The sequence below is a fragment of the Nocardia amamiensis NBRC 102102 genome (genome assembly GCF_001612745.1).
Lineage (GTDB): Bacteria > Actinomycetota > Actinomycetes > Mycobacteriales > Mycobacteriaceae > Nocardia > Nocardia amamiensis.
In genome coordinates this window covers 12362-28224 of the sequence record NZ_BDBA01000109.1, presented here as the reverse complement: position 1 = coordinate 28224, position 15863 = coordinate 12362, and the positions used below count along the sequence as shown (strand labels likewise).

Below are 15863 nucleotides of genomic sequence, written 5' to 3'. Positions count from 1 at the left end.
GCCGCGCTGGGTGCTGCTCCACTGCAGGCACAGCCGCACCCACACTACGCTCGTGATATTCCGATACCTGCCGTAATGATCAAGTCCTGCACAGGTATCCACGCCGACGCCGCAATGTTCGGTCATGAGTGGGACGTCGGCACCGTGACGATGCCGGCGACGGCGGTCCGGTGCCTCGGGCGAAAACGGACAAAATCGGATCTGGCGATCCATTGCCAAAGTGTCGCTGGTGAGAGTTACTGGATGGAGCGAGGTCGACACCGCTGTAGGAGAACCCTTTCCATTCATCAGCATTGGAGTGAGACCCATGCCTACTATCACTTCGCTTTCACCGACTTTCGGGCCCACCACGGGCGGGAACTCTGTGATCATCACCGGTTCCGGATTCGCTAATGTTGGTCCGCTGGAGGTGAAGTTCGGTGCGAACGCCACCACTTTCACCATCAATTCCGATACCCAGATCACGGCCATTGCGCCCGCTGGGACGGGCACGGTGAGCGTCACCGTGCGAGCGCTGCTGGGCGGCATAAGCAACCCGGCGTCCTACACCTATGGCGGCCCAGGTCTTGTCTTCGTCACCGATTCCACCACCGGTTTCGTGTATTCGGTACCGGCAGGCGGCGGCACCCCGACCAACCTCAACCCAGGAGCGCCCCTGACCAGTCCTTCGGGTCTCGCCATCTCCGGTAGCACCCTCTTCATCGCCGACTTCGGTGGCAGCGCGGTGTTTACGCTGCCGACAACCGGCGGCACGCCAACCCTTCTGGTGGGCGGACTGTCGGGCCCTGCTGATGTCGCTGTCCTCGGCAGCACGCTGTACATCACCGAATCGACAGCGGTCCCGTCGAGGGTGGTGTCGGTGCCGGTAACCGGTGGTGTCCCCACGCCTGTCGACACGCCGCCGGGCAGCTTCACGTTCGTATTCGGTATCACGGCCTGAGCTCAGGAGGCTGCTGAACAGTTCGCGCGTTGTCCCCGGTCGGCCTGTGGTCGACCGGGGACAATCGTGTGATGCGGGTGCGATGAACTCGTCGGCGATCCGTTGGACGGTATTGCGGCATCTGCCGGATCGGTCGTGTTCCAATCTCCGGGCCGGACAACATGTTGCGGCGGCCGGAGCCTCGCACAGTTCCGGAATCGTGGGTGGGCTGCGCATTGTTCAGTCAGCCTGTGGGTCGGTCGCGGTCACGCGCCAGCGGCGGGACCAGTCCCAGATCGGGCGCAGTGCCGCGCCGAGTTCGACGCCGGCGGTGGTCAATTCGTACGACTTGTCGGGGTTCTTCGCGATCAGGCCCGCGGATTGCAGGTGTTGCAGTCGCACCGAGAGCATGCTCGACGAGCAGTTGCCCATGCGGCGGCGCAATTCGAGGAAGCCGAGGCGGTCGGGTTCCAGCTCCCACAGGATGCGCAGCATCCAGCGTTGGCCGAGAAGGTCCATCGTGGCCAGCAGCGGCGCGTTCGCCGGGTCGTCCCGGCCGCGCGGTGGCTTCGGTTCGTTTGCGCTTCTCATTTAGAACCAGCATAGTGATTCTGAATTAGAAGCGGGGCTGGAGTGGCCCGGTACGACGACCGAAAGGATGACGGTGGACGACACGACCGGACGGCGAATCGTTCTGATCACGGGCGCGTCCCGGGGTATCGGCGCGGCGACCGCACGGGTGCTCGCCGCGCGAGGCGACCACGTGGTCATCAACTACCGGGAGAAGGCCAAGCGGGCCGAGCGTCTGGCCGACTCGATCCGGCAGGCGGGCGGCAGTGCGTCGACGGCGGGCGCCGACATCGCGGACCCGGATTCCGCCCACGCGCTGATCGCCGGAATCGCCGAGCAGTTCGGTCGCCTGGACGTGCTGGTACTCAACGCCTCCGGCGGTCTCGAGTTGCACGCCGGGCCCGGGTACGCGATGGCGCTCAACCGCGACGCACAGGAACAGCTCGTGCGACTTGCCCTGCCGCACATGCCATCCGGTTCCCGGATCGTCTTCGTGACCAGCCATCAGGCGCACTTCTACGGGCGCAAGCCGGTTCCCGCCGACTACGAGCCCATCGCCGCGAGCAAACGCGCAGGCGAGGACGCCCTGCGCGCCATCATCCCCGAACTCACCGACCGCGGCGTCACCTTGCACGTCGTCTCCGGCGACATGATCGACGGCACGATCATCGTTCAACTTCTGGAACGCCGGAACCCAGACGCCGTCAACGCCCGCCGAGACCAGGGCACCTTGCCCACCGTCACGGAGTTCGCCACCGCGGTCGCCCTGGCCACCACCAGCCCGGCCGATCCGGGACACACCACCTACATCGGCGGCCAGGACTACCTCGACGAGCGAGAACCCACCTCCTGAGCGGCTCGGCAGGCTGCCTCGATCCATCTGCCGCCGTCGGGGCCTGCGTATTTCCCCTCATGCCATGTGGCGCTGTGCTACGCGAACCACCGATCAGGACCTGCCATGGTGGCGCGGCGGTGTGCCGCTCGAACGGCGGGCCGAGCGCCGTGAGTTACTAATGCTGGGAATATTCGATACTCAGTGGTGCATAGAGGGTATGCCGCCACGGCGTCCGGCGGTCATGGGCTAGTGAGGTTGCGGATGCTGTTTGTCGGCGAGCGGAGACCGGCTGTGTGGGCCGCACCGGGTGGAGCGCGTGCATGACCACAACCTTCCAAGACATAGAAATCAATCTCGACCCTCCCGCCTACGCCAGTGCCGGTCTCGCAGCGGTCGTCGAGGCGGCGGAAGAATATATGCAGCGCTCGATCGTGCTGTTCGCGTCCGGTTGGAACGGCGGACAACAGGACATGATCGCTTGGCTGGCGGACAACGATCTGCTCAGCGAGGAAGGGCGTGAGCTCACCAAGGACGGTGCTCAGAAGCTCGACGCGAAATCGTCGGCGATGACCGGTAACTACGACGACAAGCGCGGCTTGTTCCTGGACAAGGCAACGCAACTGCGATCGCAGAACAACGGTGTCAAGGCAAGCGCCATCGCGAGTTTCGACACGTCGAACAAGGCGTTCCAGGACGTGTTGGGGATAGTAGACGGGCTGAAAGCCGAGCTGGGTGGGCAGCATCAGCTGACCCAGTCGCCCGATGGCAGCTGGCACCTGGCCGCCGCCGAGGAAGTCCGGTTGCTGCGCCTGATTCTGGAGGCCGTGGACCGTGTGCACGACAGGATCGAGGATGCGGACAGCGGCATGCAGAGGGACGCCGAGAGTATCTACCAAATGATGCCGGACCTCCCCCGCAACCCCTACGGCAGCGCGCCGGATGCCGGGAACCTGGCTCCGTGGGCGCCGACCGCGAGCAGCGCCAGCTGGGCCCCCGGTAGCGGAAACAGGGACGATATCGTCGCGAAGGCGCAAGAGCAGCTGAAGCTCGGTGTTTCCGAAAGCGGCGGCAACAATGTCCCGATGTTCCGCGGCCCGGACGGCAAACTCTACAAGGCCCCCTACAACATCAACGACGCATGGTGCGCGGCCTTCTCCACCTGGGTGTGGGACCAGGCCGGTTACAACGTCGACTGGACCAACCAGAACTACGTGCCCGCCATCTGGAACGACGCCAAGCACATGGGGTTGGCGGCGAATATAGCGAATGCCCAGAAAGGTGACATGATCATCTTCGACTGGGAGGGCGATGGAACCCCGGACCATGTGGGAATCGTGGAATCCGTCGACCCCAGAACCGGCCGGATCAACACCATCGAAGGCAATTCCGGTGATGCTTTGCGGAACCAGAGTTATGCCATGAACGCAGGATCGCTCGTCGGCGTCGTCAAGCCGCCACAGTCCTAGCCGGGAAACATCGCTGTATGCTCGGACTCCGCCAGCGCCGATCGTCAGGCTATCGCCATCATGAGCCCGATCTCGCGCGACTCCCGGCCGATCAGCTCGCGTAAGCGTTCGTAGTCCGGGCAGACCAAGGGGTGCATCGTAATTCGATGGTGCTCAGGGGCCCGACCTTCGACCATGGTCTGATGGTGGATTACCAGGGCACCGCGTGCCGGACCCGGTGGGCGGAGCTGCCGGGCGCTGTGCATGCGGGAATAGACCGACTGGTGGGGGACGCAGTGAGTGCGGCAGTGGATCAGCGCGGCGGATTCAGTCATGGTGTGGCGGCGCGAGTAAGGACGGTAGGTGGTGCCGCCATGTTCGTCAAAGCGATCGAGGCGCAGGACGCGCTCGCGCCGGTGTACCGGGCGGAGGCCAGTGTCGCCGGGCGGCTGCCCGTGACCGCGCCCGCGCCGCGGTGCCGGTTCGCAGAGGAGATCGAGGGCTGGTTCGTCGCGGGGTTCGACGATGTGGCGGGAGCGTTTCCGCGGCTGGACGAGCCAGAAGAGTTGCGGGACACCCTCGATCTGGTGGCGCGGTTGGCCACGGAGTTGACGCCGAGTCCGTTGCCGGATGTGCCGACCATGGCCGAGGTCTATGGGCCGGCGCTGGTCGGCTGGCGGGAGTTCGCGGCGGACGGGCCGCCACCGGACCTGGATAGCTGGTCCGTCCGCCACCTGACGGCGCTGGCCGAGCTGGAAGCGACGTGGTTGGTGTACGCGGCGGGAGATACATTGCTGCACACCGATCTTCGCCCGGACAACCTGCTGCGGCGGGCGGACGGGGTGGTGCTGGCGGTCGACTGGGCGTGGGCCTGCCGGGGCGCTGCCTGGATCGACCTCGTCGCGCTGGCGCCGTCGATCGCGGCTGCCGGTGTGGACCCGGACCCGATTCTCGCTACCCATCCGGTGATGTGCGACGTCGATCCCGCGGCGGTCGACGCCTTCGTCTGCGCGCTCGCCGGTTACTGGGCGGCCGCCTGCCGTAGGCCGGGGCCGCCGCGTTCGCCGCGCCTGCGCGCCCATCAAGCGGCATATGCCCGACTCGCCGGAGATTGGCTGGCGTGTCGACTCGGCGGCGAGTAGTCGCCGGAAAACCGGACCTGTCTTTGAAAAAAGCGAGGTCACTGGATGTTTGCCACGGCTTGTAGCAGGCGCTAGGGCGCCGGGAATCCGGTCGATGGGCGTGTCGTGTGAGCGGAACCGCGTGAAATGGGCGCGGAGCACGCCGGTCTCGGTCACGCTGGGCACATGTGGATGTTCGGGCAGTGCCGGAACACCGGCGCGACAAGGCATCGAGGACGCGATCGCACCGCGTCAGCCCTGGTCGGAATGGGGGTGCTGAGGATGAATCAGACGTCCGAAGATCGGGCGATTCCCGGAAAAGAACTGCTGCTGGCGGCTTTTCGCGGCCTGCCACACATAGACCACCCGATGCTGGAGGCGGCCGGTGAATTGGCTCAGCTGCACCAGACTCGCGAGCGCACTCCGCACAGCCGGTGCGACAAACTCGACCGGCGACGGGCGCAATTGGTGCGCGGGATCGACCGCTGGGTCACCTTGGCGGCGCCGATCCCGCGTCCCGCCGCGCCCGAACACACCGAGACCGTGGGCAGAATGGTGGACCGGCTGGCCATGCTCGCCGCGCAGGCGTTCGTAGCCCTCGCTCACGCGCCCGACGCCGTCTTCTACGATGCCTGGGTCCGGATCGACGAATTGGCCGACGGCTACCAGGATCTCATCGACGACCTGCGCACCGGTGCCAGGCGACTACCCGAGGCGCACTACGACAGCTGGTAGCTACTTCCCCCGGCCGAACAGCCGGAACGACCGAGAGCGCCGTTGCGGCAAAGTCGAGTAGACCATGGTCATGTCGGCGAACACTTCCGCTTCCCGCTCCCGGTCGGCGCCGAATTCGGCACGGCCGAGCACATGTTCGATGGAGTGCGGCGAGATCGAGGGCAGGATGACGGCCAGCGTGCGCGGCAACGGATCGCCACGCTCGGCGTCCTTGTGATGCCCCAGCAGCATGTGACCGATTTCGTGCAGGATGATGTGATCGGCGTTGCGGCCGGTCGCCGCGGCGTCGTACACGATGATGTCGTCGTGCTTGCGTGCCACCCATAGACCGCCGCCGCCGCAGCCCGTTTCGGCCAGCATCGCTTTCGGGACGGGGTGCAGGCTGATCGAGCGGCCGCGGTGCGCGGCCACCGCGGCCAGATAGACGGTCAGGTTCCACGGACTGGGGAGCGGCACGCTTCGGGTCGCATCACCCAAGCGCGCTTCCATGCTGGTCATCGGCGCCAACCTTACCTACATCGCGGCCACTCGTCATCCGCGGAACCGGACATACCGGCGGTAGGTAATGCGCTGCGGGAGCCCGCGATTGGTCACTCCGCGGGCGGCTCGGTGGCCAGGGGTTGCGCCCGCATGGCACGGATGGCCAGGTAGTTCAGGCCCCACAGCGCGACGCCGATGGCCAGCAGCACGCCGGCGATGGCGTACTGCGCCGGATTGCGGTCGGTGAACGGTGTGACGAGGAAGCCGCAGCTCAGCGCGCCAAGGATCGGCAGTGGCGTCGGCGTGTGGAAGTGCTTGTGTGCCACTTTGTCTCGCCGCAGGACCAGCACGGCGATGTTAACCACGGTAAACACCGCCAGCAGCAGCAAGGCCGTCGTGCCACCGAGTTCGGGCACCTCGCCGACGAACAGGATGAGGCCGAGCGCGAGCAGCGTGGTGAAGATGATCGCGTTGTAGGGGGTTCGGCGCCGCTCGCCGACGTGGCCGAACGGTCGCGGCAGCACATTCTGCCTGGCCATGCCGTAGATCAGGCGGCTGGCCATCAGCATGTTGATCAGCGCCGAATTCGCCACCGCGAACATGGTGATGTAAGCGAAGATGTGCGTCGGGAAGGCAGGAGCGCCGACCTCGACCACCTTCAGCAGCGGCGTATCGCCCTGGCCGAGCTCGCCGGCGGGGACGAGCGCGATCGCGCTGATGGACACCAGCACGTAGATGAGCCCCGTGATCAACAGTCCGGCGAGCAGAACCTTCGGGAAGATCCGGCTCGGTTCCTTGCACTCCTCGGCCATGTTCACCGAGTCCTCGAACCCGACCATGGCGAAGAACGCGAGCGTGGTGGCCACGATGACGCCGCCGACCGCGGTGCGCTCACCGGTGTCGAATTCCACGATGCGGGAGAAATCGCCGTCGCCGAAGCCCAGCGCCCAGAGGCCGATCGCGATGACGATCAGCAGTCCGGTCAGCTCCACGCAGGTGAGCAGCACGTTGAGCTTTACGCCCTCGCTCACCCCGCGCAGGTTGACCGCCGCAACCACCGTCATGAACACCAGCGCGATCGCCGTCACGGCGATGCCGTTGCCGATATCCAGGTCGAAGGCTTCGGCGAAGTTGGCCGCGAAGGCTCGCGAGGCGGTGGATGCGGAGGTGATTCCGGAGCTCATCACCGCGAAGGCGACCATGAACGTGAGGAAGTGGATGCCGAACGCCTTGTGCGTGTACAGCGCGGCGCCCGCGGCATGCGGGTACTTGGTGACCAGTTCCAGGTAGCTGAAGCCGGTGATGAGCGCGACCAGGAACGCGACCAGGAACGGCACCCACACGGCGCCGCCGACTTCGTTGGCCACCTTGCCGGTGAGCGCGTAGATGCCGGTGCCCAGAATGTCACCGACGACGAACAGCAGCAGCAACCCCGGCCCCATCACCCGTTTCAGTTCGGGCTCGGAGTGGGCTGGTGGATTCACGGTGACGTCGGACATGCGTCCTCCCCTCGGCAGTAAGGCCGAGAGTACCCACTCCGTGCGGAAATAGTCGTGAGCCGGGCCGATTACCTGGGACGAATTACGGCGGTGCGGCCGGGTCCCTCAGTCCATCCGGCGGGCGGCTTCCACGATCATGGTCGCGGAGTCGCGCGGGCTCAACGCCATGGCGCGCAGCTGGTCGAAGATGACGCCGAAGCGCCGGATCTCGTTGTGGCCCTCGATGAGCTCGTCACCCGCGATGCCCTCGACATAGACCAATTCGGGGTCGGCGGGATCGGGGAAATCCAGCAGCGTGAACGGGCCGGCCATGCCCGGATGCGCGCCCGCGTCGAACGGCAGGATCTGCAGGATCACGTTCTTTCGCTTGGTCTCCTGCAGCAGCCGCTCGAGCTGGCCGCGCATCACCGAGGGGCCGCCGACCGTGCGCCGGATCGCGGCCTCGTCCATCACCACCCAGAGCTCGAGCGGCTCCTCTTTGGCGAGGTTGGCGGCCCGATCCATCCTGGCCTTCGCCCTGCTCTCCATCACCGACGCCTCCAGCTTCGGCATCGAGGTGTCGATCACCGCCGTCGCGTACTCGTAGGTCTGCAAAAGCCCTGGGATGATGGAGGTTTGGTAGTGGCGGGCGGACAGCGCCTCGGACTCGAAGTTGATGTAGGCGGCGTACACCTCCGACACGCTGCCCTCGTAGGCGCGCGACATCCCGGGTTTCAACGCGTCCGATAGTAGTTCCAGGGCGTCTTCGCGCTGATCGTCGCCGATCTTGTAGAGGTCGAGCATCGCCATGAGGGTGCGGCGCTGTGGGCGGGCCTGCGCGGTCTCGATCCGGTACAGCGTGGTGACGTTGATCCCGGTCTTCGCGCTGACCTCCTCCTTGCTGAGCTGTGCGTTCTCGCGCATCTCGTGCAGCATTGCCGCCAGACGACGCAACCGGACGGTCAGTACGGTGCGCTTGCCTGCCATCAGAACAACCCTTTCGGTCTTGCGCACTTGCTGGAACGCGTTACGGCGTTCTCCCGTGAATTCGGCCTTCACGCAGCGGATCTGCGACGAAAGCGGGGCACAGCAACAGAGACTACCTCCAGTGATCCGCATTATGGTCAGTGTTTTCCTGGACGCGGACGATTGCGGGGAAGCCAGGGGCCAAACCAGGCCCGAGGGTAGGCCGCACCGCGGTACCGATACTCGTGGGATGATCGGCGCCATTCTTCCCACCAAGGGGAATGTCGCCGACTGGCGGCGCCCGGGCGCCCGGCGGGCCGCAGTATCGGATGCTGCGCCACCGGTCCGTTGCGAGCTAGTTGCCAACGGGGTGCGCGCTGCGCCGAATCCCCTCTTTTTCTCGGAAATAGTCCCACACTCAAGGGATGCGAAAAGTTTGCTACAGTTCGATTTCGGATTGCGTTCCGCGCTGATTCGAGGGTGGGACGGTTGGATAATGACCCGCGTGACGAGGATGGATGACCTCGCGCTGACAAGCGCCTCCGCGGTCGAGAGTGTCGTCGCGGGCACGCCGCAGAGCGTGGGTAGCTTCCGTTTCTGGTTCGCGGATCAGCGATGGGAATGGTCGGATGCAGTCGCGGCTCTCTATGGCTACGCCGCCGGAAGTGCGCAACCCAGCACCGAGCTGCTGTTGGCGCACAAGCACCCCGACGACCGCGCGCTGGTCGCCCGGTCCATCGACGTCGCCATGCGTACCGGGGAGCCGTTGTGCGGCCGCCACCGCGTCATCGATACCTCCGGGCGGATCCATCACGTGCTCGTCGTCGCCGACCGCATGCTCGACGAGCGGGGCCTGGTGGCCGGCACGAGCGGCTATTTCATCGACGTGTCCGGCACTCTCGAGGAGCACCGGCAGGAAGTCCTCGACGACACCCTGCCCGAGCTGGTCGAATCACGTGCGGTGATCGAACAGGCCAAAGGGGTGCTCATGGTGGTCTACGGCATCAACGCCGAACAGGCGTTCCGGGTCCTGCAGTGGCGTTCTCAGGAGACCAACGTCAAACTGCGCACGCTGGCGCAGCGGCTGGTCACCGAGATTCCCGCCATGGGTGGCGGTCCGGCCTCGCAACGAGCCCGCTTCGATCATCTGCTGCTGACCATGCACGGCGACGTCATGGCGACGGAGTGAGAGCCTCGCTCGACTTTGGTCATTCGACCAGTCCCACTGGTGATAAGCCGAGAGAATCTTAGGCGAAGTAACCAGGTGTGGGACGGAGTCGTTGTGGTCAGTGAGTACACATCGGCGCTCGAGCGGGACATCGTGAACATGCGCGGGCAGCACGAGGAGTTGCTGCGGACCGGTCGGCAGTGGTCGTTGCGCGCGATGTTCAGCACGCCCGACTGGGACATAGCCGACTACTGCCGCGACTTCCGGCCGAACCGGTTCGGGGCGCAGGCCTGTGCGGAGGTCGAACGATTCTGCCGCGCTCATGAGATCTGGCTCGAGCCGGGCGGCGAGCACTACAACAGCATGACGCCCTATCTGCACCCCGGCGCCATCAGCGCCGAGCGCATGACGGTCATCGGCCTGTACAACGCAATCTTGTTCTGGCTCAACGATACTGTGGGCCGGGAGAAGTTCGGGCACCTGGACCACGACGAGCAGCGACGAGCGCGCGTCGCGGTCGACCGGTTGTGCTCGCTATTGCGCACCCGCGCGGCGCCGGACGATCCGACCCCGCTGGAGGCCGCGACGTCGGTCTTCCTTGCCATGCTGTCCGCCCTCGCGGATCCGGCCTGGCTCGATCGGTTCATCGAGGCCACCATCGATCACCTGCGGCCGGCGATCCAGGACCAGAATGCCCGCACACGCGGTGGATTGCTCAGCGTCGCGGAGTACATCGACCTGCGCGCCCGGGTGTCGGGCATGTATCCGGCCATCGCGCTGTGCGAGTTCGGTCGCGACGACTATCTGCCCTGGGACCGGATCCGGCGCGCGGGACTGGCCAGGGACCTGTGCCGGTTGCGGGTGCTGACCGTCGAGATCGGGGCGTTGATGAACGACGTGTTCTCTTTCGAAAAGGAGTGCATCGTCGATCTCGCGGACTTCAACCTGATTCCGGCGGTGCTGCTGAACCAGCGCGGATCGTCTTCCGGGGACGGATTGTCTTTGCCGGATGCCGTGCACTCCGCCGCCGAGATCGTTCGGGCTCGGCTCGCGGAATTCCGGCAGGTCGGCGCGGTCACCGCCGAACGATGCGATCTCCTGGGAGCGGATGATGCCGCGCTGGCGGCAACCGTCTCGACCCATATCGCCGATCTGATCGCCTGTGTCCAGGCGACCTGGGCCTGGCAGATCACGACGTTGCGGTATAAAGGCGCCTCGATATTCACCGAGAACGGCGTGGGTTAGGACCGCGCATCCTCTCCAGCAGTGGGAATAGTCCCGCGCGAGAGTACTCGACGGTATCGAACAAATGTGGATACGATGCGTCGGGGGCTATCTCCGGCCTGAATGGTGAGGGGGTTGCGGTGGAGCAGATCGAATTCGCCAGGCTGGCGAACTCGTGGTGGCGGGCATTGCGGGCCGTCACCGGTGAGTCCGTGTCCGTGCCAGCTCCCGAGGTCCTCCTGCACGGCCTGGTCGAGGAGCTGGTTTCCGGGCTCGAAGCCGAACCGTTCGACCCCGGTGCCGGTGCCCGCGTCGGCGCCGCACTGGCCGCCGCCGGGGTGATCGCCCCGGCTGTACCCAGCGTGTCCGCCGAGGTGCTGTTCGAATTGGCCGACCGCGCCGCGCACCCGAGCGGCGGCCGACGGCTCGCGGCGCTGCTCGCCGCGGTCGGGCAAGGGTACGAAGCGCACCTGCGCCCGCAGGAGCAGGGGCACCCGGATCCGCTGGGTGAGGCGACTCGAGCGGCCGACGAGCGGTTCCGCGTCGTCTTCGACAACGCCGCCATCGCCATCGCCATCGGCGACACCGACGGGACGCTGCTGGACGCCAACCGCGGCTTGGCCGACATGATCGGAGTCCCGGTCGAGGCCCTGCGCGGGGTGTCGGTCTACGACTTCGCGCACCCCAACGACCGTGACGGCATCCGCACGATGGTCTATGAGCAGCTGGTCCCGGCCGGGCACGGCACCGTGAAACTGGAGCAGCGGGTTCGTCGCGCGGACGACAGCTACGGGTGGGCGGCGTTCGCCATCACCTTCGTCAAGGGCGTGGATGGGCAGAGCGACTATCTGCTCGCGGTCGGCGAAGACGTGACCGAGCAGCACCGGATGCGCGAAGAGCTGCACCGGCAGGCCCGCCACGACCCGCTGACCGGCTTGCCCAACCGGCGGCACCTCATCGAACGGATCGACGAGATGATCGCGGGCGCAGGCAATGGCGACCGCGCGGGGTTGTGTTTCGTCGACATCGATCGCTTCAAACACGTCAACGACCGCTACGGCCACGGAACGGGCGATCAGATCCTCACCGCGGTCGCCGCGCGTTTGCAGGACAGCGTGCGCGGCTCCGGGTGCCTGATCGCCCGCATCGGCGGTGACGAGTTCGTCGCACTGATCCCGCCGCCCGCCAGCGACCACCGGGTGGCCGCCGTGGCGAACAGCCTGCTGGAGGCGTTGGTCGATCCGATCGTCGCGGGCGACCGGCGACTACGCATGTCCATCAGCATCGGCGCGGTCGTCACCGCGGTCGCGGGCGCGGACGCCGAATCGCTGCTCGATGCCGCCGACACCGGCCTCTACCGCGCCAAAGCCGACGGCAAGGGCCGGTGGGTGCTGCACATCCTCGACACGGATTCTTCTCGGGGACCGCAGCCTGTGCGGTGAGCCCGGCTGGAAAGTCAGCCTGCGGCAAAGTCTTTCAGCGTTCCAGCAACCTGTGCAGGAAAGCGGGAGGGACGATCGGCCATTCGTCTTTCCAGAGTCCTTCGCGCAGGTCGTAATTCAGGGTGTGCAGCAGTGACGTGATCCACGTCCCCTCGTCGAGCAGCGGCCGGATGAGGCCCACGTCGGCGTGTTTGGCCACCACCGGGACCAAGGCGTCCTTCGCCGCGTCGGTCCTCCCGGCCGCCGCGAGGCAGGAGGCGAGCAGCAGCTGTGCCTGCGCCGCGGCCCGTGGGCGGCGCGCGGTGTCGATCCCGTCGCGTAACTGCTGGGCGCGGGCGACCGCGGCGGCCGCCCGTTTCGCGGCTCCTGAGCGCAACAGCATCCGGATCGCCGAATCCTCGCGCATTTCCGCGGCCATCGCCGCGATGCCGTCTTCCCCAGCAGGCGGTTCGGTGGCGTAAGTCGCGGTGAGTCCGAGCCGGACCTGCTCGTTGGTTATCCGGGTGGCCAGGCGCGGCAGCTTCAGCGCACGCGCGGCCTCGGCGCCTTCGGCCAGGCGCCGCGCGGCGGCCGCGTGGTCGCCTCGCAGGGCCTTGATCCGCGCCCCCGTGGCGTAGGCGGCCATCATGAATTCGACCGGCCCGCCCTCGGTGCCCAGCCGCCCCGCCTCGTCCAGCAGCCGTTCCGCGGCGGCGAGCTGGTCGCGTTCGTAGAGCAATTCGCCGAGCAGAGCGCCGGCCAACCGGGCGGCGTAGGACTGCGGGCCAGCGGAGGTGCTGGCGATGTGCAGGGCGGTGCGGAAGCTGCGTTCCGCCGCGGCGATATCGAGCTGCTCCCGCGCCGCGATGCCGACCAGGCTGTTGCTGTACATCAAGCTGAACGTGTTGCGGGTCTCCCGGTAGTACGGGGCCGCCCAGTCGTGCCATTCGCGGGCTCGGTCGTAGTCGAATTGGCAGCTGGCGGAGAACGCGGCGAGGTTCGCGGCCGCGCTGAGCGCCCACGGCCCCAGCGTGTCGGCTCGGTTGAGGCACGCGGCGACCACGGCGTCCACGCCTTCCGGGCGATCGGCGAACACGTGCTCCACACACTCGATGAGGTCGGCCTCCACCGCGATGTCGGGGTCGGGCTCCGCGGATTTCTCCAGTGACGCCCGGATCAGTCGCAACGCGGCGTGCATGTCGGTGGTGCGACGCAGCAGGGCATTCGTCCACGCGACACCGATCTGCAGTTGCGGGCGCGCACAGGCTTCGGCCGTTGGCAGTTTGGCGACCAAGCCCAGGAACGTCGCGAGCTGGCCGCCTTGCACCATGGCGCGGGCCTTCGCCTCGACGACGTCGACGGCCTTCTTCTCGTCGCCGCAGGCGAGCGCGTGATCGATGGCTTCGCTGAGCATTTCGTGCTCGGCGAACCAGGCCGCCGCCGCACGGTGCAGTTCGGGCACTCGCTCGGGATGGTCGCGTTCGAGTCGCTGCCGGAGGAACTCCACGAACAGATGGTGGTAGCGGAACCATTCACCGCCTTCGTCGATCCGGCGCAGGAACAGATTGCGCCGTTCGAGGTTCTCCAGTACTGCCTGACCGTGCGGCCGGCCGGTCAGCGCGGTCGCCAGGCTGCCGCAGATCCGTTCGGGTAGCGAGGTTTTGAGCAGAACATCGAGCAGATCCGGCTCGACGGTGTCGAGCACGTTCTCGGCCAGGTATTCGCCGATGGTGTGATGACGCCCGGACAGGTGAGAGATCAGCGTCGCGGGGTCGGGGTGCTCACGCAGCGACAGCGAAGCCAGCTGCAATCCGGCCGCCCAGCCTTCGGTGCAGTCGCGCAGCTCGGCGCTCTCCTTGTCGGCCAGCGCGACACCGCTCTGCTCGGCGAAGAACGCGCGCGCTTCATCGGCGTCGAAACGCAATGCCGCAGCATCGATTTCGACTATCTCATGGCGAACGCGCATGGTGCCAAGCGGCAGACTCTCCACCGATCGGCTGGTCAGAATGATCTGCAGGTGCTGCGAGCCCTGCTCGACGAGGTAATGCAAGGCGTCGACGGCGGCCGGGTCGGTGACTCGATCCCAGTCGTCGATGACGAGCGCGAAACGATCGCCGCGTTTGTGGATGGTGCTGACCAACGTGGTGAGCACATAGCGAGCGGCGCTGTCGTCACCCTCTTCGAGTACCCGCGCCAACTGCGGCGCCAACTCCGGGACCACCCGGTTGAACGCCTCGATCAGGTGGGTGAGGAACCACACGACGTTGTTGTCGTCCCGGTCGGCGTTCAACCACGCCACCTTGACGCCATCGGTTTCGGCCAGACGCTTCGCCCACTGGGCCGCCAGTGTGCTCTTGCCGAATCCGGCGGGGGCATGGATGACGGCAAGCCGCGGTCGCGGCTCGGTTTGCAACGCGTCCATCAGCCGGTCGCGGCGGACCAGCGGCCGGGAGGACATCGCCGGGCGGAACTTCGTCTCTGGGGTGGGCGGCGTCTTGGGGTGGGCCGAGGGGTGTCGTGCCGTGGCCGTCATGGGCCGGGTACTGAGGTCTTCCTTGATCGAGATCGCCTGGTCCACGGTAGGCAGCGTCATGCTCTGGATCGGCAGGCCGTTGGCGCGCTGGATATCGCGCAGCGATTCGCCGAACGCGGCGGCGGAGCGCGGACGGTTCGCCGGATCGTGCGACATGCTGGACTCGATGGCGGCGCACACGTCGTCGGGGATGCCGTCGGGGCGCAGATCCGGGAGCGGATCGGAGGCGATCCGCAGGAACTGAGTGACGATCTGCTCGCCGGAGCGACGTTCGTACGCCGCGTGACCGGTGATCATGGCGAACAGCGTCGCGCCGAGTCCATAGACGTCGGAGGCCACCGACGGAACACCCGAGCGCAGGACCTCGGGCGCGGTGAACGCCGGGGAACCGGTTACCACTCCGGCCGCGGTCTCGAAACCCCCTTCGACACGGGCGATCCCGAAGTCGGTGAGCTGCGGCTCGCCGTAGTCGGTGAGCAGGACGTTGTCCGGTTTGATGTCGCGATGCAGGATCCCCGCGCGATGCGCGGTCTCCAGTGCCCCGGCCAGCTTGATGATGATCCCGATGGACTCCTGCCACGGCAGGAAATTCTCCCGGCGGATGCGGTTGGCCAAGGAACCCTGCGAGTGATACGGCATCACCAGATAGGGGCGTCCGCTGTCGGTCGTCCCCACATGCAGGATGGGCACGATGTTGGGGTGCCCCGACAGCGCGCCCATTGCCTGCTGCTCGCGCAGGAACCGCTCGACATTCTCCGGCTCCAGATCCGGCCGCCCGGTGAGGACCTTGACCGCGACGCTGCGATTCAGCGCGCGCTGCCGGCAGCGGTAGACCACGCCGAACCCGCCCTTGCCGACCACCTGGGGGTCGTCGAGACCTGCGCCCTCCAGTTCCTGCTCTATACCTGAAGGCCGATCGCGTTGTGTGGCGAACGGGTCCGAACCAGCCATTGCCCTGCTCTGCCTCG

Annotated in this window: 14 protein-coding genes; 8 read left to right on the top strand and 6 right to left on the bottom strand. The window is 66.6% G+C overall.

What is annotated here, in order from left to right:
- The first annotated feature begins 307 nt into the window (after positions 1-307).
- Complete coding sequence (locus NA4_RS20375) at positions 308-940, top strand: IPT/TIG domain-containing protein (protein ID WP_084497275.1); 633 nt, start codon at positions 308-310, stop codon at positions 938-940.
- A gap of 219 nt (positions 941-1159) precedes the next feature.
- Here the strand turns inward: NA4_RS20375 and NA4_RS20370 are convergent, their stop codons facing one another.
- Entirely contained in the window at positions 1160-1510 is a 351-nt protein-coding gene (locus NA4_RS20370) for a winged helix-turn-helix transcriptional regulator (RefSeq protein ID WP_067472077.1), read from the bottom strand.
- A gap of 73 nt (positions 1511-1583) precedes the next feature.
- Between NA4_RS20370 and NA4_RS20365 the strand changes: the two genes are divergently transcribed.
- Both NA4_RS20365 and NA4_RS20360 read left to right on the top strand, forming a co-directional pair.
- Positions 1584-2342, top strand: a complete 759-nt coding sequence (locus NA4_RS20365; RefSeq protein WP_373862808.1) for an SDR family oxidoreductase — start codon at positions 1584-1586, stop codon at positions 2340-2342.
- A 302-nt stretch (positions 2343-2644) separates the two neighbouring features.
- Positions 2645-3790: a C40 family peptidase gene (locus NA4_RS20360; protein ID WP_067472073.1), complete on the top strand. Its 1146-nt coding sequence runs from the start codon at positions 2645-2647 to the stop codon at positions 3788-3790.
- A 44-nt stretch (positions 3791-3834) separates the two neighbouring features.
- Here NA4_RS20360 and NA4_RS43300 read toward each other — a convergent pair whose 3' ends face one another.
- Positions 3835-3966 (bottom strand): hypothetical protein, encoded by a 132-nt coding sequence (locus NA4_RS43300; protein WP_281180044.1) that lies wholly within the window; start codon positions 3964-3966, stop codon positions 3835-3837.
- Between the two features lie 177 nt (positions 3967-4143).
- Here NA4_RS43300 and NA4_RS20355 point away from each other — a divergent pair, with 177 nt between their 5' ends.
- The gene (locus tag NA4_RS20355) at positions 4144-4911 is read left to right on the top strand and encodes a phosphotransferase (protein ID WP_169811075.1); all 768 of its coding nucleotides are present in this window, start codon (positions 4144-4146) and stop codon (positions 4909-4911) included.
- Between the two features lie 261 nt (positions 4912-5172).
- Positions 5173-5625, top strand: coding sequence for a DUF4254 domain-containing protein (locus NA4_RS20350; protein ID WP_067472137.1), 453 nt, complete (start codon positions 5173-5175; stop codon positions 5623-5625).
- Here NA4_RS20350 and NA4_RS20345 read toward each other — a convergent pair whose 3' ends face one another.
- The 3 genes from NA4_RS20345 to NA4_RS20335 all read right to left on the bottom strand — a co-directional run bounded on the left by NA4_RS20345 (position 5626) and on the right by NA4_RS20335 (position 8570).
- Entirely contained in the window at positions 5626-6123 is a 498-nt protein-coding gene (locus NA4_RS20345) for a hypothetical protein (protein ID WP_067472070.1), read from the bottom strand.
- 92 nt (positions 6124-6215) lie between these two features.
- Positions 6216-7604, bottom strand: a complete 1389-nt coding sequence (locus NA4_RS20340) for an APC family permease (RefSeq protein WP_067472067.1) — start codon at positions 7602-7604, stop codon at positions 6216-6218.
- A gap of 105 nt (positions 7605-7709) precedes the next feature.
- Positions 7710-8570, bottom strand: coding sequence for a helix-turn-helix domain-containing protein (locus NA4_RS20335; RefSeq protein WP_067472134.1), 861 nt, complete (start codon positions 8568-8570; stop codon positions 7710-7712).
- 493 nt (positions 8571-9063) lie between these two features.
- Between NA4_RS20335 and NA4_RS20330 the strand changes: the two genes are divergently transcribed.
- The 3 genes from NA4_RS20330 (at position 9064) to NA4_RS20320 (ending at position 12383) form a co-directional block, all read left to right on the top strand.
- The gene (locus tag NA4_RS20330) at positions 9064-9738 is read left to right on the top strand and encodes a PAS and ANTAR domain-containing protein (protein ID WP_067472131.1); all 675 of its coding nucleotides are present in this window, start codon (positions 9064-9066) and stop codon (positions 9736-9738) included.
- A 93-nt stretch (positions 9739-9831) separates the two neighbouring features.
- Entirely contained in the window at positions 9832-10962 is a 1131-nt protein-coding gene (locus NA4_RS20325; protein ID WP_245671504.1) for a terpene synthase family protein, read from the top strand.
- A gap of 119 nt (positions 10963-11081) precedes the next feature.
- Positions 11082-12383, top strand: coding sequence for a GGDEF domain-containing protein (locus NA4_RS20320; RefSeq protein ID WP_067472065.1), 1302 nt, complete (start codon positions 11082-11084; stop codon positions 12381-12383).
- 34 nt (positions 12384-12417) lie between these two features.
- On the opposite strand, the gene NA4_RS20315 is transcribed toward NA4_RS20320, so the two are convergent.
- Positions 12418-15846, bottom strand: coding sequence for a serine/threonine-protein kinase (locus tag NA4_RS20315; RefSeq protein WP_067472062.1), 3429 nt, complete (start codon positions 15844-15846; stop codon positions 12418-12420).
- Between the last annotated feature and the right edge of the window lie 17 nt (positions 15847-15863).

What these genes read in the sequence shown, in the direction of transcription:
- NA4_RS20360 (WP_067472073.1), top strand. Translation starts at nt 2,645, where the DNA reads ATGACCACAACCTTCCAAGACATAGAAATCAATCTCGACCCTCCCGCC.
- NA4_RS20340 (WP_067472067.1), bottom strand. Translation starts at nt 7,604, where the DNA reads ATGTCCGACGTCACCGTGAATCCACCAGCCCACTCCGAGCCCGAACTG.
- NA4_RS20315 (WP_067472062.1), bottom strand. Translation starts at nt 15,846, where the DNA reads ATGGCTGGTTCGGACCCGTTCGCCACACAACGCGATCGGCCTTCAGGT.
- NA4_RS20335 (WP_067472134.1), bottom strand. Translation starts at nt 8,570, where the DNA reads ATGGCAGGCAAGCGCACCGTACTGACCGTCCGGTTGCGTCGTCTGGCG.
- NA4_RS20375 (WP_084497275.1), top strand. Translation starts at nt 308, where the DNA reads ATGCCTACTATCACTTCGCTTTCACCGACTTTCGGGCCCACCACGGGC.
- NA4_RS43300 (WP_281180044.1), bottom strand. Translation starts at nt 3,966, where the DNA reads ATGGTCGAAGGTCGGGCCCCTGAGCACCATCGAATTACGATGCACCCC.
- NA4_RS20355 (WP_169811075.1), top strand. Translation starts at nt 4,144, where the DNA reads ATGTTCGTCAAAGCGATCGAGGCGCAGGACGCGCTCGCGCCGGTGTAC.
- NA4_RS20345 (WP_067472070.1), bottom strand. Translation starts at nt 6,123, where the DNA reads ATGACCAGCATGGAAGCGCGCTTGGGTGATGCGACCCGAAGCGTGCCG.
- NA4_RS20350 (WP_067472137.1), top strand. Translation starts at nt 5,173, where the DNA reads ATGAATCAGACGTCCGAAGATCGGGCGATTCCCGGAAAAGAACTGCTG.
- NA4_RS20330 (WP_067472131.1), top strand. Translation starts at nt 9,064, where the DNA reads ATGGATGACCTCGCGCTGACAAGCGCCTCCGCGGTCGAGAGTGTCGTC.
- NA4_RS20370 (WP_067472077.1), bottom strand. Translation starts at nt 1,510, where the DNA reads ATGAGAAGCGCAAACGAACCGAAGCCACCGCGCGGCCGGGACGACCCG.